The organism is Pseudomonas sp. S3(2024), from assembly GCF_036861315.1.
In the GTDB taxonomy this organism is placed as follows: Bacteria; Pseudomonadota; Gammaproteobacteria; order Pseudomonadales; family Pseudomonadaceae; genus Aquipseudomonas; species Aquipseudomonas putida_A.
This window is the reverse complement of record NZ_JAZAQQ010000005.1, coordinates 19,301-37,763: the sequence shown is the minus strand read 5'-3', so window position 1 is coordinate 37,763 and position 18,463 is coordinate 19,301. Positions and strand designations below refer to the sequence as shown.

Here is an 18,463-nt window from a genome sequence, read left to right as displayed (position 1 = left end):
AATGACTTCTCTTTCTACAGAACAACGCGGCTGGAGCGCGGTGCTGGCCATGTCGTTGGCCGCTTTCGCTTTAGTCGCTTCAGAATTCATGCCGGTCAGCCTGCTGACGCCGATTGCCGCCGAACTGCACATCACCGAGGGCCAGGCCGGGCAGGGGATTTCCGTGTCCGGAGCATTCGCCTTGGTGACCAGCCTGGTGATTGCAGCGGTCGCCGCTCGTGTCGAGCGCAAGAAGCTGTTGCTGGGTCTGACCTTGCTGATGATCGTTTCGGGTACGGTGGTCGCGTTCGCGCCGGGCTATCCGTCGTTCATGTTCGGGCGGGCCCTGATCGGCATCGCCATTGGCGGTTTCTGGTCGTTGTCGGCGGCAACCGCGATGCGTCTGGTGCAGCCTGACCAAGTGTCCCGGGCACTGGCCATTGTCAACGGCGGCAACGCGCTGGCGACGGTAATCGCCGCTCCGGCAGGGAGTTTTCTCGGCGCGTTGATAGGCTGGCGCGGCGCGTTCTTCTGTGTGGTGCCGGTCGCCGCGCTGGCGGCCGTGTGGCTGCTGATCAGTCTGCCGTCCTTCAAGCTTGAGCGTCAGGCCGGTAGCGGCAACGCCCTGCGGCTGATGAAGCAATGGCCGGTCGCCTTGGGGATGGTCGCTGTCAGCGTCTTTTTCATGGGGCAGTTCATGCTGTTCACCTACCTGCGGCCCTTTCTGGAGGGGGTCACCGGAGTCAGCGTTGCAACCCTGTCGTTGATGCTGCTGGGGCTGGGGCTTGCCGGTTTTATCGGGACCTTTGTGATCGAAAGATTCCTCGGCACCGGCCTGTACCGCACGCTGACAGTTATCCCGCTGATAATGGCGGTCATTGCACTGGCGCTGGTCAACTTCGGTGCTTCGCCGTTGCTGACTGCGGTGCTGCTCGGACTCTGGGGACTGGTCGCCACGGCGGCCCCCGTGGGCTGGTGGACATGGCTGGCGCAGACGCTGCCGGAGGATGCCGAAGCCGGCGGAGGCTTGCTCGTGGCCATCGTGCAACTGGCCATCGCCGCAGGGGCCATCGTCGGTGGACTGGCGTTTGATCTGAGCGGTTATAAAGCCACCTTCGAACTTAGCGCGGCGGTGTTGGTGATTGCGTCGGTGCTCGCCTGGTGCGCCGGTCGCAGTGCGACTGAAGTTCATCTGGTCGAGTCGAACGCGGCCGGCTGACGAGGGACACGTTGTCATTTGAGCGTAACGACGACCTTGCCCTTGGCGCGCCCCTGCTCGACGTACTTCAACGCCTCTGCCGTCGAGGCAAACGAGAAGCTGCGGTCAATCACCGGTCGGATGATTGCCTCCTCGACCAGCGTGGCAATTTTTTGCAGTTGTGCACCATTGGCCCGCATGAAGACGAACGTGTAGTTGACCGCCTGCTTGCGCGCCTTGCGCCGGATACCGAAGCTCAACAGGCGCATGACCTGTTGCAATGGCCAGGACAAGCCTTGTTCTTGTGCGAACTGTGCAGTGGGCGGTCCCGAGATGGAAATGAGCTGGCCGCCGGGCTTCAGGACCTTGAGTGATTTTTGCAATACGTCCGCGCCGAGGCTGTTCAACACCACGTCGTAGTCGTGCAGGACGCTTTCGAAGTCTTGCTGCTTGTAGTCGATGACCAGATCGGCCCCCAGTGCCTTGACCCATTCGACGTTCGCGGTGCTGGTGGTCGTGGCGACGAAGGCGCCGAGGTGTCTGGCCAACTGGATGGCAATGCTGCCAACCCCACCGGAACCCGCGTGAATCAGTACTTTCTGACCTTTTTTCAGTTGAGCGGTTTCGACCAGTACTTGCCACGCTGTCAACGCGACCAAAGGCAGGGACGCGGCTTGTGCCATGCTGGTATTGGCGGGTTTTCGGGCGACCGCGTTTTCGTCCACGGCGATCCATTCGGCGAACGTTCCGATGCGCGTTTCCGGCGGGCGAGCGTAAACCTCGTCTCCCGGTTTGAACCGCGTCACCTGTGAGCCAACCTCAACCACGACACCCGCCAGATCATTGCCCAGTATCAGCGGTAATGCATAGGGCAGAATCAGCTTGAACTCGCCGCTGCTGATCTTCGAATCCAGCACATTGACGCTGCTGGCGTGTACCTCGATCAAGACATCACGGGCACCCACCACAGGGGCAGACGCTTCGCCAATGCGTCCGGTGTTCTTTCCATAGCGATCAATCAGAAATGCTTTCATCGTAGTGCGGCTCTTGGCGGTTGTAAGGAGGGTAGCTGGCGCGTTGCGGTGTTGCTGCGCCGTGTCGTCAGGCGTCGAGGAATGCCTGCGCCTTGGCGACAAAATCAACGCAGTGCTGGAAAATCCCGCCGTGCCCGGCATCCTCATAAATCACCAGTTGTGCGTTGGGAATACGCTTGGCCAGCGCCATCGAGTTGACGCTGGGCACCATGATGTCGCTGTCGCCGTTAACGATAAGCGTGGGTATGCGCAAGCGTCCGAGGTCTTGCGGCGGCTGTTGGCCCCACGCGGTGATCGCTTTCAACTGGCGCAGAAAAGCGCTCGGCGTCGGGCCTTTGTCGCGATTGTTTTTGCGTGTTTTCAGGCGTCGCAGATACTGCGCCGCAGATCGACGGCCATTGGCTGACGAGGTGAAGAACAGGTAGACCTTGGGATCGCGCAGGGTCAGCAAGCCTTTGAGGATCAATGGCCAGGTGACCGAACCGACTCTGTCGATGCCGTCGCCACCGGCCGGACCGGTACCGGTCAGAATCAAGCGACGCACCCGATCAGGCGCCTTCAGGGCGATGTCCTGAGCAACGAAGCCGCCGAGCGAGAATCCCAGTACATCAACGGTTTCCAGCCCCAGCGCCCGGATCAACTGAATGGCATCGTCAGCCATTTCACCGACAGTCAGTGGCGCGGTTCCACCAGAGCCGCCAATACCGCGATAGTCAGTGGTAATGACCCGTCGGGTTCGTGCCAGGCCATCAATGATCGCGGGATCGAAGTTGTCCAGCACGGCGCCCCAATGGTTGAACAGCACCAGAGGCACGCCGATCGCGGGGCCGATGTCGCGGTAAGCGAAGCGAACGCCGTTGACCGTGATCGACTGGTTCGCCGCGTTGCTGAATGGCGTCGACGCGCCAGTGTGGTTATTTGCCAGGATTTGATTCATTTCTGCTCCGGATCGCGGGCCGGATTCGATGCAGTGACTTGGAATCCGCCGCGCGTGCTCGCTACCAGACAATCACTGTGGGTTCAGGTAGCGCTGGGCAACCGCAGACTGACGGATTTGCTCGATCAGGCCCTGACGTGCGCCTTGCAGATCATCCCAGCGTTGCGCTTCGTGCAGTGGCGGGATGGTCACCGGTTCGCGGCGATCGAAACCGACCAGAGCGGCATCCACCAGATCGCCGACTTCCATGATGTCACTCAAGGTGTTGATGTCGATGCCGGAGCGATCCCAGATCTCCGTACGGGTGGCGGCGGGGAGTACGGCTTGCACGTAGACGCCCTGAGGTGACAGTTCCAGGCTCAGTCCCTGGGACAGGAACAGGACGAAGGCCTTGGTCGCACCGTAGACGGTCATGCCGAACTCCGGCGCCAGGCCCACCACCGAACCGACGTTGATGATCGCGCCGTCACCAGTCTTGACCAGACGTGGAGCGATGGCGCTGGCCAGGCGCACCAGCGCGGTAGTGTTGAGGGCAACGAGTTGCGCAACGCTGTCGGTGCTTTGGTCGATGAAGTTACCGGAGAGGGCGGCGCCGGCGTTATTGACGAGGATGCCGATACGGGCGTCGTCGCGCAGGCGGTTTTCAACGGTGCTCAGATCAGCGAGTTGGGTCAGGTCCGCCGGGATCACATCGACGGTGACGTCGTGTTCGCTGCGCAAGCGGGCTGCAAGTGTGTCCAGGCGTGCCTGGTCGCGGGCAACCAGAACCAGATCATGGCCGCGTTGCGCGAAGCGCTCGGCGTAGATCGCGCCAATGCCGGTGGAGGCGCCAGTGATCAGAACAGTAGGGCGAGTGCTCATGGGGGATCTCTCTTTCAGGATGTGAGAAACAGAACGCGCTCAGTTGGCGCTGACGCTTGATTCAGCCAGCGTCGGGTAGTCGATGTAGCCTGCCGCACCGCCGCCATAGAGGGTGGCGGGATCGAACGCGGACAATGGCGCGCCCTGCTTGAGGCGCTCCACCAGATCCGGGTTGCCAATGAACGGGCGACCGAAGGCGATCAGGTCGGCGTGGTCTTTGGCGAGCTGCGAAGTCGCCAGGTCCAGGTCATAGCCGTTGTTGGCGATGTAGGTGTTTTTGAAACGCTGGCGCAGTGCGCCGAAGTCGAAGGGCGCCACGTCGCGCGGGCCACCGGTCGCGCCTTCGACCACGTGCAGATAAACCACGCCGAGGGCATCGAGTTGCTCGGCGACGTAATCGAATTGCGCCTGCGGATCGCTGCTGGAGACGCCGTTGGCCGGCGACACCGGAGACAGGCGCACACCGGTGCGATTGGCGCCGATTTCATCAACGACGGCCGCCGTCACTTCAAGCAACAGACGCGCCCGGTTTGCAATCGAGCCGCCATACGCATCGGTTCGCAGATTGGCGCTGTCCCTGAGGAATTGATCGAGCAAATAGCCGTTCGCGCCGTGAATTTCCACACCATCAAACCCGGCGGCAATCGCGTTTGCCGCAGCCTGGCGAAAATCCGAGACGATCCCTGGCAGTTCAATGGTCTCCAGCGCGCGCGGCGCCGAGACATCTTCAAAGCGATTGTTGACGAAGACTTTGGTGGCGGCGCGTAGCGCAGAAGGGGCCACGGGGGCGGCGCCGTTTTCCTGCAGATCAACGTGCGACACGCGGCCGACATGCCACAGTTGCAGGAAGATTTTTCCGCCCTTGGCATGGACTGCATCGGTCACCTGGCGCCAGCCGTCAATCTGCGCCGGCGTGTAGATCCCCGGGGTGTCCTGATAGCCCTGACCTTGTCGGGAAATCTGCGTGGCTTCACTGATCAGCAAGCCTGCGCTGGCCCGTTGGCTGTAATAGGTGGCTGCGAACTCGCTGGGTACAAAGCCTGCGCCTGCACGGTTGCGAGTCAGCGGTGCGAGGACCACGCGGTTCGACAGCGTCAGGTCGCCAAGTGTGTAAGGGGTGAACAGAGTCTGGTTACTCATCTGGTATTTCTTCCGTGCCCGTTGGAAAAGTCGCTGTGCCTGCAATTATGATGATGATCGAAATCTAAACTGTCAACGGTTTTGATTATGACCAGCATCTATGTATGATTGGCGCAAGCATTCCCAATGAACACGAGGTACTGCACGTGCGAGTGACCAAGGCCCAGGCGCAGGCCAATCGAGAACACATCGTCGAGACCGCTTCCGAGCTGTTCCGTGAGCGTGGCTTTGACGGCGTCGGTGTGGCGGATCTCATGGCGGCTGCCGGTTTCACCCACGGTGGTTTTTACAAACATTTCGGCTCCAAGGCCGACCTGATGGCTGAAGCCGCGTCCTGCAGTCTTGCCAAGTCGCTGGCAGGTGCCGAAGCGCTCGACGTGCCAGGCTTCATCGATGTCTATTTGACAAGAGAACATCGCGACGGACGTGGCAGCGGTTGCACCATGGCCGCGCTGTGTGGCGACGCGGCGCGTCAATCGGATGAGGTGAAAACGACGTTTGCCGAAGGGATCGAGCGCACCCTGCAGACCCTGGGAGACAAATATCCAACCGGGCCGGACGCCGTGGTGGGCGAGGGGAGAAAGAAAATGATCGACCTGCTGTCGCGGGCTGTCGGCGCGATTGTGCTGTCGCGTGCCTGTCCGGATGATTCCGCGCTGGCTGACGAGATTCTTGAGGTGTGTCGCGCGGAGATGCTGTCTTCGTTGCCGGTTGACGAAGAGGTGGTCTGAGGCGGCGCTCGCTCAGTAAACCCAGCATAAAAACGCCCGTACAATCAGCGGCCAACCAACGGCCCGCCACTCAAAAAAAGCGCCGTCAAATCGCAGATTGACGGCGCCTCCTGCTCAGATCCAGACGTCGTTGTCAGCCGTGCGCTCGCCACCTTCGTGCCCGGTGTTACGCACACCCCGAGGCTCGATCATCATCAGGCGCGCTTCTCCCTCCGCTGCCGTCCGATGTTCGATCCCGCGCGGCACGACGTACAGCTCACCCGGTTCGACGTATACGCTGCCATGGGGCAGGTCGATCCGCAGCGTGCCCTCGATCACAATAAAGGCCTCATCGGTTTCCGGGTGAGAGTGCCAGATGAATTCACCTTCGATGCGAACCACTTTGAACTGGTAATCATTCATTTCGGCGACCACACGGGGGCTCCACTGCTGATCGATCAGCGCGGATTTCTGCGCCAGATTGATGGCGTGCAGTGCTGGTACTTTGCTGGTATGTGGCATGACAAATCCTCTATCAGACAGAAGTCGTCAGCCTAGCGGAGGGGTTATTGGCGATGCTTGTACGATCCTGCAAGTTGCCTTTGCCCCAGGACGCGTTCCAGCCAACGCGATGGAGATACCCCATAAGTGCGGGTGAAGTGCCGGGTCATATGACTTTGGTCGTGAAAACCCGCAGCCAGTGCGGCATCCACCAGCGAGAATCGGTCAAGCAGCAGCGTGCGCAATATATCCAGGCGACGCAGGGTCACGAAGCGATAGGGGCTGGTGCCAAACAGCACTCTGAAGTCCCGAGAGAGGCTCCATCTTTCACGACCGCTGGCGCGCTCCAGCATTTCCAGCGTAATGCTCTGGTGCAGGTGAGCCATGATGAATTCTCTTGCGCGCTCGGCTGCCGGGTAATCGAGCAGTTTGCGCCCGCGAGGTTTGCCGGCCACGGCGCGTAGAGCCATTGCCAGATCAAACAGGGCGTCCTGTTCTTCCAGCGGATCAAGTGAGTAATCCATCGCCTGGACGAACGCTTCGCTGGCGCGATACAGGCGTGGGTCGCTGGACAGACCTCCGGCGATGAAGGGTAGCGGTTCACCCTTCAACACCTGCTGAATCAAAGCCGGATCGATATAGGCCATTCGATAGCGAAACCCCGCTTCGGTCCCGGCCATGCCATCGTGCAGTTCATCAGGATGCAGGAGCAAGGTGTTTCCCGGTAAGCCGTGGCGCAGGCTGCCCTTGTAGTGAAAGCTTTGCACGCCAGAGAGTGTGCGACCGATCGAGTAAGTATCGTGCCGATGTGGGTGGTAGCCATGGCCGCCAAACCGGGCTTCGATACGTTCTATCCGCCCCGGTTGAGTGCTGCGCACTACCCAATCGGAATCTGGATCTGGTCTGGACTGTTCCATGGTTTCACTGTCTCTGAGAGAAGCCTGCTGCGAGCGATGATAGCCAACCTGATCGAAAGCAGGGTGTCACCGTTGCCCGCGCGTATTTTGCGCCAGACGCTCACGCCAGTTGCCACCGTGAGTACGCTGGCACGCCTCCTCGGAGTCGAAACGCACGTTGCGCTCTGAAGGGGACAGGTCGATATCGGCTTCCCTCAGCGCAGTGGCCGTCAGTTCGAAGAGGCGTGCCTTGGCGTCAGTCAGGGCGAGGTTTTTGTCGGCTTCGGTGTCGAACACCCAAATGACGTTCAGGGTCGCCGCCAACGCGTTCAGGTCAGCGGTGTGGGTCAGCCAGGTGAAGCCGTTGATTTCAGCTTTTGCGGTTTCACATGCGTCGGTGAGCGTGGCAATCAAGCGCCGCTCGATCCGCGCCAGTTCTCGTTTTCCAGCAGGCATTGCAGATCCTTTGACGACAGTGGTGGTGTGGTCTCAATGTAATTGCTGAGGTTCACAAATCCTCATGTCCAACCCGAATTCCCTGTGGGAGCGAGCTTGCTCGCGAAAGCGGTAGGTCTGTGATGTCAGTGTTGACTGACTTGGCGCCTTCGCGAGCAAGCTCGCTCCCACAAAGGTTGCTGTGAACCGGGATGCCCCTGTCCAGCGCAAATCTTTGTGGGAATGTGGCGTCAGTCCAGATCGCTGGCCTGATGTCGCTCCGCAACCTGGCTCGCCTCGTCACCCCAGGTGCGATTGACCCGCTGGCCACGCTTGACTGCCGGGCGCTCGGCGATTTCTTCTGCCCAGCGCTGCACGTGGGTGTATTCGTGGGCCGCTAGAAATTCGGCCGCCGAATACACGTTATTGCGCACCAGTTGCCCGTACCACGGCCAGACCGCGATGTCCGCAATGGTGTAGCTGTCGCCCGCCAGATAGCGGCTCTCGCCAAGGCGCCGGTCGAGCACATCGAGCTGACGCTTGGCTTCCATGGTGAAGCGGTTGATCGGGTATTCGAGCTTCTCCGGCGCATACGCGTAGAAGTGCCCGAAGCCACCACCCAGATAAGGTGCCGCGCCCATCTGCCAGAACAGCCAGTTCAGGGTTTCCGTGCGGCCGGCGGGATCTTTCGGCAGGAAGGCGCCGAATTTCTCTGCCAGATACAGCAGGATCGAACCGGATTCGAATACCCGAATCGGCGGCTGTACGCTGTGGTCGAGCAGCGCCGGAATCTTCGAGTTCGGATTGATCTCGACAAAACCGCTGGAGAACTGATCGCCCTCGTTGATGCGGATCAGCCACGCGTCGTACTCGGCCTCGGTGTGCCCCAGTGCGAGCAATTCTTCCAGCAGGATGGTCACCTTGACGCCATTGGGCGTCGCCAGTGAATACAACTGCAGCGGGTGTTTGCCCACTGGGAGGGTCTTTTCATGCGTCGGCCCGGCAATCGGGCGGTTGATGCTAGCGAAATGGCCGCCGGACGGGGCTTCGTGTTTCCAGACTTTGGGCGGTACGTAGGGCGCTTTACTCATGAAATGGGCCTCATGGTGAACTTGCCGAGAATGACCTGACGGGTATCAGACCAGACAGCATAAACGCTCTAGCTCAAGACTGCGCAACCCCCGGAATGATCAAACACGCCGCCAGACCCATCAACGCGATCCCGATGGCCTTGTCGAGGAGCCGCTGTTTTTCCAGCAGGCGCCAGCGTAACCGTTCGGTGGAGAAAAACAGCGCGACCAGGCTGAACCACAGCCAATGAATGACCGACATGAACAGGCCATAGGCGAAGTTCAACGTCAGCGAACTGCCTGGCTCCACCACCTGACTGTACGCCGCTACCACGAACAACATGGTTTTCGGATTCAGTGCATTGGTCAGAAAACCTGAGCAGAACACCTTCCAGGCACGGGGTGCCGAAGCGCTCGCCTCGGCAAATGTCAGTACAGATTTATTGGTAAAGGATTTGATGCCCAGGTAGACCAGATACCCGGCACCCAGCAGCTTCATCATCCAGAACAGCATGGGTGACTGAGTGATGATCAGCGCCACCCCAAACACCGTGTAGAACACGTGAACCTGCACGCCACAGGCGATGCCCAGCGCAGCCAGCAAACCACTGCGCCGCCCGTAGGCATAACTGTTGCGAGTGACCATGGCAAAGTCCGGGCCGGGGCTGATCACCGCCAGAACAGTGATGGCGATTACCAGAAACAATTCATTCATCCCTACGCTCCATCGCGTTATTTGCGCTACTTGAATTCACAGATACAGAGCCTGCAGCATCGCCGCCAACAGCGTGGATGGAATTAACAGGCCCTGAGCGGCGACATGATGGAGAAGTGTCTTTGGCAAAAAAAACGATTTATAGTCGCGAAAATCTGTGAGAAATCATCGTCTATATGAACCTGCCTCCGCTGGCTGCCTTTCGCTTCTTCAACACCGCCGCCCAGACCCAGAGTTTCGTCAAGGCCGCTGAGTTGCTGCACGTCACCCACGGCGCGGTCAGCCGTCAGGTGCGCTTGCTGGAGGAGGCGATCGGGGTCGAATTGTTCGAGCGGCGTAACCGCGCGATTTTTCTCAATCACGCGGGACGCTTGCTGTTCAACGTCACCGCGCCGATGTTCGAACAGTTGCAGAGCACGGTTTATCGCCTGCAACGTGAAGTCCACGACGATGTACTGGTGGTGTCCTGCGAGCCAACCATCGCCATGAAGTGGTTGATCCCGCGTTTGCCCGACTTCCACAGCGCGCATCCACAGTTGCAGGTGCAATTGCTGACGGCCGGCGGACCGATCGACTTCGCTCGTTCAGGCGTGGATCTGGCGATCCGCCGCGACGATTTCCATTGGGACGAGACCGTGCACGGCGTGACTGTTTGTGAAGAGTGGATCGGTCCGGTTTGCGTGCTGTCCAGTCGTCCTGACGGCGATCATTTGCGCGGCGCCTGCCTGCTGCACAGCAAGACCCGCCCGCAGGCGTGGGACAACTGGATGCGACAGACCCGGATCAGCGCGGCAGGGGGCAGTCGGGTCGATTACGAGCATTTCTACCTGTGCATTCAGGCCGCGCTGGCCGGGCTGGGCGTCGGTATGGCGTCGTTTCTGATGGTGCAGGACGAACTCAAATCCGGCCAGTTGATCGCGCCGTTCGGCTTCGTTCGCGACGGTTCGAGTTATTGCCTGCTGTCACCGCGACCCTTCGAACAGAGCGCCAATGCCATGCTTTTTCGTGAGTGGATTAGCCAGCAGATGAGTGCGTGCAGCCAATGGCTCGGGGGTGATCTGCAGCTTTGAAGACAGAGCGCTGCATTCATCAGCCAGGCATGATCAACGGGCTTGCATCGGCCAGCGCCTGTTCAGCTGCTCCGTCAAATAATCCATGAAGGCTCTGACCTTCGGCGTCATCGCTGCACGTTCCTGCACGCATGCATAGATGTCCATCGGTTCGACATGCCCGTGGGTTTCACCCGGAAGATCTTCGAACAGTTGCACCAGTTGACCGCTCTCGAGATAGGGCGCAGCGACGAATTCGGCCAGGCGCGTGACACCTGCGCCGTTGACTGCCATTTGCGCCAAGGCATCGATGTCGTCGCTGATGGCGGTGGCGTTGATCGGGGCGTCGTAGCGTTGGCCGTCGCGGATGAGGCCCCAGCGCAGAAAGCGTCCATCCAGTGGATAGCGAAACGCGAGGCAGGCGTGGTGTTGCAGCTCTTGCGGTGATTGCGGCACCCCGGCGCGCGCAAGGTAGGCGGGAGCGGCGCAGAAGATGAATGGCAGGGAAACAATCCGGCGCGCGACGATGCCGTCTTCCAGTTGCGGCTTGATCCGCAGGCTCAGGTCGATGCCGTCCTGGATGTGGTTGATTTTGCCGTTGGTGGTCGACAGCTCGACCAGCAGGCGTGGATGCAGCGCGGCGAAACTGGCGAGTAACGGCGCCAGGACGTGGCGGCCGAATGCACTGGTGGAGGCGATGCTCAAGCGGCCCTGCAATTCGCTTTCATCGTTGATGATTGCGCTTTGCGCTGACTCCAGATCAGCCGCAATACGCCGCACCTTTTCGTAATACAACGCGCCGTTTTCAGTCAGCGCCATGCTGCGTGTGGTGCGCTGCAGCAGGCGCACGCCGAGGTGCGTTTCGAGGCGACTGAGGGTCTGGCTGACCGCTGCCGCACTGACGCCCAGGGTCTTGGCGGCGCCGACGATGGAGCCTGCTTCGACCACTTTGATAAAACTGGCAATCGCCGCCAACAGATTCATCCGTGTCCCGCCGCGTGGGTTTGATTCGTAAGTTGTGCTTTATAAAGTACCTGTGGCGGGCCGTCTAGTTGAGGGCAGGGGGCTTTGCTAAGGTGCCGGCTCCCTGTCAATGGATGGAAAAGCCATATGAATCAAAGAACCACTACCGATGCCTTGTATCCCAACAGGCGCAAGCTGTCGCCGCGTGCAACGCCGTACGTGTTTGCGTTGTACATGGCGACGATCATGGCGTTCCTGATGTCGCTGGTGATCACTGCGGCCAACTCCGGGATTGATAACGACTACCTGAGTAATGCGCTGCACGCCTACAAGCTGGCGATGCCGGTGGCTTTCCTTTGCATCCTCGTGGTGCGGCCGATCGTGATCAAACTGGTGGCGATGACGGTGCACCCGCATCGTTGATGAGCCCCGATCTTTTGATCTTCAAAAACAACAGCAAAAGATCGCAGCCTGCGGCAGCTCCTGCAGGGATCGGCTCGGCAATGCCGTCGGGTAAAAACAATCGAAACTTCGCGGGCGACCCGACTGTCCAGACCCATGTACCGCCCGGCGGATATCTCGCCGGGCAGGCTTCATGCACAGGTGACAGGCGAGGAACGAGATGACGACGACAGTGGGAGATTTTCTGGTTGAGCGGCTCAGCCAATGGGGCGTCACGCGGATTTTTGGTTATCCGGGAGACGGCATCAATGGTGTGTTCGGCGCGCTCGCCCGAGCCAATGGCAAGATCGAATTCGTTCAGGCCCGGCACGAAGAAATGGCCGCTTTCATGGCCTCGGCCCACGCCAAGTTCACGGGCGAGTTGGGCGTGTGCATCGCCACTTCGGGACCGGGTGCTTCGCACCTGATCACCGGGTTATACGACGCACGCATGGATCATCAACCGGTGCTGGCGATTGTCGGCCAGCAGGCGCGGACGGCGCTTGGCAGTCATTACCAGCAGGAGCTGGACCTGGTCTCGATGTTCAAGGATGTGGCCGGGGCGTTTGTGCAGCAGGCGTCGGCGCCGTCGCAGGTTCGGCATTTGCTCGACCGCGCCGTGCGTACGGCGGTTGGCGAGCGGCGGGTGACGGCGATCATCCTGCCCAATGATTTGCAGGATCTTGAGTATGAGCCACCGGCGCGGGCGCATGGCACCGCGCATTCCGGCGTCGGTTACACCAAGCCGAAAGTGCTGCCCTACGAGGCCGATCTGCAGCGCGCCGCTGATGTGCTGAACAGCGGTGAAAAAGTCGCGATTCTGGTGGGCGCCGGCGCACTGCAGGCAACGGATGAAGCGATCGCCATTGCGGAAAAACTCGGTGCCGGGGTCGCCAAGGCGTTACTCGGCAAGGCTGCGCTGCCGGACGATTTGCCGTGGGTCACCGGTAGCATCGGCCTGCTGGGCACCGAACCGAGCTACAAGATGATGCACGAGTGCGACACCTTGCTGATGATCGGCTCGGGTTTCCCCTATGCCGAGTTCCTGCCCAAGGAAGGTCAGGCGCGTGGCGTGCAGATCGATCTGCAGCCAGACATGCTCAGCCTGCGTTATCCGATGGAGGTCAATCTGGTCGGCGACTCCGCCGAGACCCTCGCCGCGCTGCTACCGTTGCTCGAACAGAAAACTTCGCACAAGTGGCGCAAGAAAATCGAAGGCTGGCGCAGCACCTGGGAAAAGACCCTGGAAAAACGCGCGATGTCCAAAGCCGATCCGATCAATCCGCAGCGGGTGGTGTATGAACTGTCACCGCGCCTGCCGGATCAGGCGATCATCACCAGCGACTCGGGTTCCTGTGCCAACTGGTACGCCCGTGACCTGAAAATTCGCCGCGGCATGCAATGTTCGTTGTCCGGTGGCCTGGCCTCGATGGGCGCTGCCGTGCCGTACGCGATCGCCGCCAAGTTCGCCCATCCCGAACGCGCGGTGATTGCGTTGGTGGGTGACGGCGCGATGCAGATGAACAACATGGCCGAGCTGATCACCGTCGCCAAATACTGGCGCCAGTGGAGCAGCCCGAAGTGGATCTGTGCGGTGTTCAACAACGAGGATCTGAATCAGGTCACCTGGGAGCAGCGGGTGATGGAGGGCGATCCGAAGTTCGAAGCCTCGCAAAGCATTCCCGACGTGCCGTATCACCTGTTCGCCATTTCCATCGGCCTGAAAGGAATTTTCGTCGACCGCGAAGAAGACGTCGCCGCCGCGTGGGAGCAGGCGCTGGCCTCGGACGTACCGGTGCTGATCGAATTCAAGACCGATCCCAACGTGCCGCCGTTGCCGCCGCACATCAAACTCGAACAGGCAAAGAAATTTGCCACGACCTTGCTCAAGGGCGACCCGGACGAAGCGGGCGTGATCGTGCAAGCCGCCAAGCAGGTGCTGGCCAGCGTCCTCCCCGGCAAAAAATAATCGTGTAGGCGCTTCGTCGCGCTCCAAATCTGTGAGCGCCGCTGAACCCTGTGGGAGCGGGCTTGCTCGCGAAAGCGTTGTGTCAGACACAGCGTTTGTGGATGTATCGACGCCTTCGCTGGCAAGCCAGCTCCCACAGGTATTTCGCCGTGCTCCAAGTCTGTGAGCGCCGCAGAACCCTGTGGGAGCGAGCTTGCTTGCGAAAGCGTTGTGTCAGTCACAGCGTTTGTGGAGGTATCGACGCCTTCGCTGGCAAGCCAGCTCCCACCGGCACTTCGCCGTGCCCCAAGTCTGTGAGCGCCGCCGAAACCTGTGGGAGCGGGCTTGCTCGCGAAAGCGCTGCGTCAGGCGCAGTGGATTGTGGATGTGACGACGCCTTCGCTGGCAAGCCAGCTCCCCCAGGTATTTCGCCATCCCTGAAATCTGTGAACGAAGACCGTGGAGATTTTCATGCGTGAAGCGGCGAGGGTGCTTTTTTGATGTTCATCGGTTGCGCGGGCTGGAGTCTGGGGCGTGAGTATTGGCCGCAGTTTCCGGCCGAGGGCACGCATCTGCAGCGTTATGCCGCGCGGTTCGACTGTGTGGAAATCAACAGCTCGTTCTATCGCCCGCATCGGCGTCAGACCTATGCGCGCTGGGCGGATTCGGTGCCGCCGGGCTTTCGCTTTTCAGTGAAGGTGCCGAAGCAGATTACTCATGAGTTGCGTCTGCAAAACTGTGAGCAAGCGCTGGATGAGTTTCTCGGGCAGTGCGAAGGCCTGGCCGATCGGCTGGGGTGTTTGCTGGTGCAACTGCCGCCGTCGCTGGTCTTTGAACCGGCAAGTGCAGAGGCGTTTTTCGTGGCGTTGCGCCAACGCTTCGCCGGTGACGTGGTGCTTGAGCCACGGCATGAGTCGTGGGTGGTGGCGGCGCCGATGTTGCAGGCGTATCGGATTTCCCAGGTCGTGGTCGATCCGTCGCGGATCAGTACCGACGGTTCGGCGCAGGGCTGGGCGGGTGTGCGCTATTGGCGACTGCATGGCGCGCCACGGATTTATCACAGTGCTTACGAGTTGCCTTATCTGCAACGGTTGGCGCAGGACATGAAGGCCTGCGCTGCGGAGGGGGCCAGCGTATGGTGCATCTTTGACAACACTGCCAGCGGTGCCGCGCTAGGTAATGCGTTAGCACTGGCAGCGTTGATCGCGGATTGAGTCAGACGGACAAGTAGTCGCACAAGATTGTCGCGTCGACGATCATCAGCGGTTCAGGAAACCCAACAGGTCTTCGTTGAGCGCCTGGGCGTGTGTCACGGCAAAACCGTGGGGCGCGCCGGCGTAGACTTTCAGCTCGGCGCCCTTGATCATCGCCGCCGCCTGTTTGCCGGTGGTTTCTAACGGCACGATCTGATCGCCGTCGCCGTGGATTACCAGGGTCGGCACGTCGATCTTCGTCATGTCCGGACGGAAGTCGGTTTCGGAGAACGCGGTAACGCAATCCACGGTGCCTTTCAGCGAGGCGAGCAGGGCGACGTTCAGGGTTTGCGTGAGCACGCCGTCGGAGACTTTCTGGCCCTGATTGGTGCCGTAGAACGGCGCGGCGAAATCAGCGATGAATTGCGCGCGATCCTTGAGCAGACCGGCCTTGATCCCGTCGAACACCGAGGTGTCGACGCCCTGCGGGTAGTCGGCTTTCTTGCCGAACAGTGGCGTCACTGCGCCGAGCAGTACCAGCCCGGCAACGCGCTCGCTGCCGTGGCGGGCGATGTAGCGACTGACGTCGCCGCCGCCCATGGAGAAGCCCACCAGCGTCACGTCGCGCAGGTCGAGATGCTTGATCAGTTGCGCGATGTCATCGGCGAAGGTGTCGTAGTCGTAGCCGGTCCATGGTTGATCGGAGCGGCCGAAACCACGGCGGTCGAAGGCAATCGTGCGGTAGCCGCGACTGCTCAGGTATTCCATCTGGTATTCCCACATGTCGGCATCCAGCGGCCAGCCATGGCTGAACAGCACGGGTTTGCCGCTGCCCCAGTCCTTGAAATAGATCTGTGTGCCGTCATCGGTAGTGAATGTGCTCATGGGAACTCCTTGCTGTGGGCGATCGTTCGGAAGGCCGGATGCCGCAATGGCCGCCCATCACTATCGGCGCAAATCGCGGCTGTCACTTGTACGCAAGTGCTCAATTGCCATGGCGGGTGGCGTGGTTCTTTTCCAGCGTCACAGTTGTAAGATGCAACCACACGCTGGATTTGATGGAGAAACACCCTGTGAAGCGCAAAAGCCTGCACGGCAACGCCTGCCCGGTCGCCCGTACGCTGGACCTGATCGGCGACTGGTGGTCGCTGCTGATCATCCGCGATGCGCTGGAGGGCATCCGCCGCTTCAGTGATTTTCAGAAGAATCTGGATATCGCCAAGAATATGCTCAGCGCTCGGCTCAAGAGCCTGGTAGAGCAGGGGATCCTGCAAACCGTGCCGGCCGCCGATGGCGGTGCCTATAAGGAATACGTGCTGACCGAACGCGGCAAGGCCTTGCAGACGGTGATCGTCGCGCTGTCGCAGTGGGGCGGGGAGCACCTGTATGCGCCGGGTGAGCCGGGGTCGGTTATGGTTGATGCGCAGCAGCGGCAGCCGATCAGGAAACTGGAATTGCGTTCAGCGGATGGCCGCTTACTGGCACCTCAGGACGTGGCGACGAAGTTGGGCGTTGCGCACTGAACCAAGGATTCCCCTCGGAAAACCGCAGCCGCGTCGATTGTTCAATCCCTGTTACAAACCCGACAAAAGGTTGAAACGATTGTTTGACGTCAAAATGATGGCCATCTAATATCGCGCCACTATTTTGATGTCATTCCGTATCGAGGGATCGAACATGTACCCACCCGCCCTCGCGGCGAGGTTGTGCGTAGCTTTGCTGTGCCTGTCTCCGCTTCAGATTGCCTTCGCTGCACCCACCCCAGGTGAAACCGACCTGATCCGCGAGCGCCAGAATCGCCTGCTCGAAGAGCAGCAGCGGCGTCTGGAAGAACTCAAGGACCTGCCCGGCAAAGATGCCAAGCCTGCGCAACCGGCAGCGCCCACCGATACCCGCTGTTTCCCGATCAAGGACATCGAGCTCAAGGGCGCCGACAGTCTGTCCGACAGCGACAAAAACCGCTTGCTCAAGCCCTACATCGACCAGTGCCTCGGGGTGCCGCAACTCAACGAGTTGCTCAAGGTCATCACCGACCATTACATCGAGAAAGGCCTGGTCACCAGCCGCGCCTACCTGCCGCAGCAGGATCTGTCTGGCGGGCATCTGAAAGTGCTGGTGGTCGAAGGCAAGCTCGAAGGCATGAAAGGCGCCGAGAACAGCAAGCTTTCGGAGCGTGAGCTGGCGATGGCCTTTCCCGGCAAGTCCGGCGATCTGGTCAACCTGCGCGAGATCGAGCAAATGGTCGATCAGCTCAATCGCCTGCCGTCCAATCAGGCCAAGATGGAGCTGGCGCCGGGCAAGAACGTCGGCGGCAGTGAAGTGCTGGTCACCAATAACCCGCAGAAGCCATGGCGTGCCGGACTGTCGCGCAGCAACGACGGCCAGCGCAGCACCGGCGAACAGCAGTGGGGCACCACCTTCGATTGGGACAGTCCGCTGGGCCTGGCCGATCAATTGAGCCTGCGCGGCGGTCACGACGCAATGACCGATCACCAGCACACCTCCAGCAACGCCATGCTCAATTACAACCTGCCGTGGGGCTGGTGGAACTTCAGCTACACCTACAGCCAGAGCGACTACCGCTCGCAGATCGCCGCCAACGGCTACAACTTCAAGCAGACCGGCGACAGCGAAAACCATCAATTGCGCGCCGAGCGAGTGATCCATCGCGACTCGGTGAGCAAGACTTCGCTCAGCGCCGGGCTGTCCTACCTCCGCACCAACAACTACATCGAAGACAGCAAGCTCAAGCTGAGCAGCAACCGCATCAGCGAAGCACAGTTCGGTTTCAACCACGGTCGCCGCATCGGCAGCGCCTTCGTCAACTTCGACGCCGGCATGCAGGAAGGCATCGGCGCGTTCGATGCGCAGGGCAGCCACGATCCAGGCCCGGGCGAACCGGACGCACGCTACCGTAAATACACCGCGACCCTGAGCTACCTGCAACCGTTCAAAGTGTGGGGCGAATCCTTCAGCTTCAGCAGCCTGATGACCGGCCAGCGCAGCGAGGACGTGCTGTTCAGTTCACAACGCACCAGCCTCGGCGGGCTGTCGTCGATCCGTGGCTACAAGGATCAGTCGTTGTCCGGCGACAGCGGCGGCTACTGGCGCAACGACCTGCGCTGGAGCCGACCGGTCACGGCCGAATGGCTGCGCCCGGTGTTCGCTGAATACGGCACCAGCCTCGGTTACGACCAGGGCGTGATTCGTGGCGATCGTTACAACGGTGAGCAGCATGGGCGCATGTCGAGCAACTCGCTGGAACTGTTCGCCCGTGGCGAGCACGTGGCCGCCAGCGTGACCTTTGCGCATTCCCTCGAGCGCCCGGACGTGCTGACCGAGCGCGAAGCGCCGATCTATTTCCGCCTCGACTTTTTCATCTAATTCAAATTC

At 60.5% G+C, this 18,463-nt stretch carries 19 protein-coding genes; 8 read left to right on the top strand and 11 right to left on the bottom strand.

Annotated elements, in window-relative coordinates; translation table 11 throughout:
- Nucleotide 1: 1 nt before the first annotated feature.
- The gene (locus VLA07_RS14255) at nt 2-1,198 is read left to right on the top strand and encodes an MFS transporter (RefSeq protein ID WP_183780468.1); all 1,197 of its coding nucleotides are present in this window, start codon (nt 2-4) and stop codon (nt 1,196-1,198) included.
- Between the two features lie 14 nt (nt 1,199-1,212).
- Here the strand turns inward: VLA07_RS14255 and VLA07_RS14250 are convergent, their stop codons facing one another.
- The 4 genes from VLA07_RS14250 to VLA07_RS14235 all read right to left on the bottom strand — a co-directional run bounded on the left by VLA07_RS14250 (nt 1,213) and on the right by VLA07_RS14235 (nt 5,149).
- Nucleotides 1,213-2,211: an NADP-dependent oxidoreductase gene (locus VLA07_RS14250; RefSeq protein ID WP_333989505.1), complete on the bottom strand. Its 999-nt coding sequence runs from the start codon at nt 2,209-2,211 to the stop codon at nt 1,213-1,215.
- 67 nt (nt 2,212-2,278) lie between these two features.
- A complete protein-coding gene (locus tag VLA07_RS14245; protein ID WP_333989504.1) occupies nt 2,279-3,148 on the bottom strand; it encodes an alpha/beta fold hydrolase in 870 nt (289 codons plus the stop codon).
- Nucleotides 3,149-3,220: 72 nt separating this feature from the next.
- Entirely contained in the window at nt 3,221-4,009 is a 789-nt protein-coding gene (locus tag VLA07_RS14240) for an SDR family NAD(P)-dependent oxidoreductase (protein WP_333989503.1), read from the bottom strand.
- Between the two features lie 39 nt (nt 4,010-4,048).
- Nucleotides 4,049-5,149: an alkene reductase gene (locus VLA07_RS14235; RefSeq protein WP_333989502.1), complete on the bottom strand. Its 1,101-nt coding sequence runs from the start codon at nt 5,147-5,149 to the stop codon at nt 4,049-4,051.
- Between the two features lie 146 nt (nt 5,150-5,295).
- On the opposite strand from VLA07_RS14235, the gene VLA07_RS14230 reads away from it, so the two are divergent.
- Entirely contained in the window at nt 5,296-5,880 is a 585-nt protein-coding gene (locus VLA07_RS14230; protein WP_333989695.1) for a TetR/AcrR family transcriptional regulator, read from the top strand.
- A gap of 114 nt (nt 5,881-5,994) precedes the next feature.
- Here VLA07_RS14230 and VLA07_RS14225 read toward each other — a convergent pair whose 3' ends face one another.
- The 5 genes from VLA07_RS14225 to VLA07_RS14205 all read right to left on the bottom strand — a co-directional run bounded on the left by VLA07_RS14225 (nt 5,995) and on the right by VLA07_RS14205 (nt 9,476).
- On the bottom strand, nt 5,995-6,381 hold the full coding sequence (locus VLA07_RS14225) for a cupin domain-containing protein (protein WP_047294860.1): 387 nt from the start codon (nt 6,379-6,381) through the stop codon (nt 5,995-5,997).
- 44 nt (nt 6,382-6,425) lie between these two features.
- Nucleotides 6,426-7,277: an AraC family transcriptional regulator gene (locus VLA07_RS14220; RefSeq protein ID WP_333989501.1), complete on the bottom strand. Its 852-nt coding sequence runs from the start codon at nt 7,275-7,277 to the stop codon at nt 6,426-6,428.
- Between the two features lie 66 nt (nt 7,278-7,343).
- Nucleotides 7,344-7,712, bottom strand: coding sequence for a hypothetical protein (locus tag VLA07_RS14215; RefSeq protein WP_150368815.1), 369 nt, complete (start codon nt 7,710-7,712; stop codon nt 7,344-7,346).
- 230 nt (nt 7,713-7,942) lie between these two features.
- A complete protein-coding gene (yghU, locus tag VLA07_RS14210; protein WP_333989500.1) occupies nt 7,943-8,782 on the bottom strand; it encodes a glutathione-dependent disulfide-bond oxidoreductase in 840 nt (279 codons plus the stop codon).
- Nucleotides 8,783-8,855: 73 nt separating this feature from the next.
- Nucleotides 8,856-9,476, bottom strand: a complete 621-nt coding sequence (locus VLA07_RS14205) for a LysE family translocator (RefSeq protein ID WP_330206162.1) — start codon at nt 9,474-9,476, stop codon at nt 8,856-8,858.
- A gap of 176 nt (nt 9,477-9,652) precedes the next feature.
- Between VLA07_RS14205 and VLA07_RS14200 the strand changes: the two genes are divergently transcribed.
- Nucleotides 9,653-10,546, top strand: a complete 894-nt coding sequence (locus VLA07_RS14200; RefSeq protein ID WP_333989499.1) for a LysR substrate-binding domain-containing protein — start codon at nt 9,653-9,655, stop codon at nt 10,544-10,546.
- 33 nt (nt 10,547-10,579) lie between these two features.
- Here VLA07_RS14200 and VLA07_RS14195 read toward each other — a convergent pair whose 3' ends face one another.
- Nucleotides 10,580-11,509: a LysR family transcriptional regulator gene (locus VLA07_RS14195; RefSeq protein WP_333989498.1), complete on the bottom strand. Its 930-nt coding sequence runs from the start codon at nt 11,507-11,509 to the stop codon at nt 10,580-10,582.
- A 126-nt stretch (nt 11,510-11,635) separates the two neighbouring features.
- On the opposite strand from VLA07_RS14195, the gene VLA07_RS14190 reads away from it, so the two are divergent.
- From VLA07_RS14190 to VLA07_RS14180, 3 genes are all read left to right on the top strand, one after another.
- Nucleotides 11,636-11,911 (top strand): DUF2798 domain-containing protein, encoded by a 276-nt coding sequence (locus tag VLA07_RS14190; protein WP_027613035.1) that lies wholly within the window; start codon nt 11,636-11,638, stop codon nt 11,909-11,911.
- A 199-nt stretch (nt 11,912-12,110) separates the two neighbouring features.
- The gene (locus VLA07_RS14185; protein WP_333989497.1) at nt 12,111-13,898 is read left to right on the top strand and encodes a thiamine pyrophosphate-requiring protein; all 1,788 of its coding nucleotides are present in this window, start codon (nt 12,111-12,113) and stop codon (nt 13,896-13,898) included.
- Between the two features lie 479 nt (nt 13,899-14,377).
- Nucleotides 14,378-15,091 carry a DUF72 domain-containing protein gene (locus VLA07_RS14180; RefSeq protein ID WP_333989496.1) on the top strand — a complete coding sequence of 238 codons (714 nt, stop codon included), beginning with the start codon at nt 14,378-14,380 and terminating at the stop codon, nt 15,089-15,091.
- Nucleotides 15,092-15,136: 45 nt separating this feature from the next.
- Here the strand turns inward: VLA07_RS14180 and VLA07_RS14175 are convergent, their stop codons facing one another.
- Nucleotides 15,137-15,955 carry an alpha/beta fold hydrolase gene (locus VLA07_RS14175; protein ID WP_333989495.1) on the bottom strand — a complete coding sequence of 273 codons (819 nt, stop codon included), beginning with the start codon at nt 15,953-15,955 and terminating at the stop codon, nt 15,137-15,139.
- Nucleotides 15,956-16,143: 188 nt separating this feature from the next.
- Here VLA07_RS14175 and VLA07_RS14170 point away from each other — a divergent pair, with 188 nt between their 5' ends.
- Together VLA07_RS14170 and VLA07_RS14165 are read left to right on the top strand one after the other, a co-directional pair.
- Nucleotides 16,144-16,593, top strand: a complete 450-nt coding sequence (locus VLA07_RS14170) for a winged helix-turn-helix transcriptional regulator (protein WP_239777530.1) — start codon at nt 16,144-16,146, stop codon at nt 16,591-16,593.
- 154 nt (nt 16,594-16,747) lie between these two features.
- A complete protein-coding gene (locus tag VLA07_RS14165; protein ID WP_333989494.1) occupies nt 16,748-18,454 on the top strand; it encodes a ShlB/FhaC/HecB family hemolysin secretion/activation protein in 1,707 nt (568 codons plus the stop codon).
- Nucleotides 18,455-18,463: the final 9 nt, after the last annotated feature.

Bases quoted from the DNA above. Each gene is read 5' to 3' on its own strand.
- VLA07_RS14240 (WP_333989503.1), bottom strand. From the start codon at position 4,009: ATGAGCACTCGCCCTACTGTTCTGATCACTGGCGCCTCCACCGGCATT.
- VLA07_RS14195 (WP_333989498.1), bottom strand. From the start codon at position 11,509: ATGAATCTGTTGGCGGCGATTGCCAGTTTTATCAAAGTGGTCGAAGCA.
- VLA07_RS14200 (WP_333989499.1), top strand. From the start codon at position 9,653: ATGAACCTGCCTCCGCTGGCTGCCTTTCGCTTCTTCAACACCGCCGCC.
- VLA07_RS14220 (WP_333989501.1), bottom strand. From the start codon at position 7,277: ATGGAACAGTCCAGACCAGATCCAGATTCCGATTGGGTAGTGCGCAGC.
- VLA07_RS14255 (WP_183780468.1), top strand. From the start codon at position 2: ATGACTTCTCTTTCTACAGAACAACGCGGCTGGAGCGCGGTGCTGGCC.
- VLA07_RS14250 (WP_333989505.1), bottom strand. From the start codon at position 2,211: ATGAAAGCATTTCTGATTGATCGCTATGGAAAGAACACCGGACGCATT.
- VLA07_RS14225 (WP_047294860.1), bottom strand. From the start codon at position 6,381: ATGCCACATACCAGCAAAGTACCAGCACTGCACGCCATCAATCTGGCG.
- VLA07_RS14185 (WP_333989497.1), top strand. From the start codon at position 12,111: ATGACGACGACAGTGGGAGATTTTCTGGTTGAGCGGCTCAGCCAATGG.
- VLA07_RS14245 (WP_333989504.1), bottom strand. From the start codon at position 3,148: ATGAATCAAATCCTGGCAAATAACCACACTGGCGCGTCGACGCCATTC.
- VLA07_RS14175 (WP_333989495.1), bottom strand. From the start codon at position 15,955: ATGAGCACATTCACTACCGATGACGGCACACAGATCTATTTCAAGGAC.
- VLA07_RS14190 (WP_027613035.1), top strand. From the start codon at position 11,636: ATGAATCAAAGAACCACTACCGATGCCTTGTATCCCAACAGGCGCAAG.
- yghU (WP_333989500.1), bottom strand. From the start codon at position 8,782: ATGAGTAAAGCGCCCTACGTACCGCCCAAAGTCTGGAAACACGAAGCC.
- VLA07_RS14205 (WP_330206162.1), bottom strand. From the start codon at position 9,476: ATGAATGAATTGTTTCTGGTAATCGCCATCACTGTTCTGGCGGTGATC.
- VLA07_RS14215 (WP_150368815.1), bottom strand. From the start codon at position 7,712: ATGCCTGCTGGAAAACGAGAACTGGCGCGGATCGAGCGGCGCTTGATT.
- VLA07_RS14235 (WP_333989502.1), bottom strand. From the start codon at position 5,149: ATGAGTAACCAGACTCTGTTCACCCCTTACACACTTGGCGACCTGACG.
- VLA07_RS14180 (WP_333989496.1), top strand. From the start codon at position 14,378: ATGTTCATCGGTTGCGCGGGCTGGAGTCTGGGGCGTGAGTATTGGCCG.
- VLA07_RS14165 (WP_333989494.1), top strand. From the start codon at position 16,748: ATGTACCCACCCGCCCTCGCGGCGAGGTTGTGCGTAGCTTTGCTGTGC.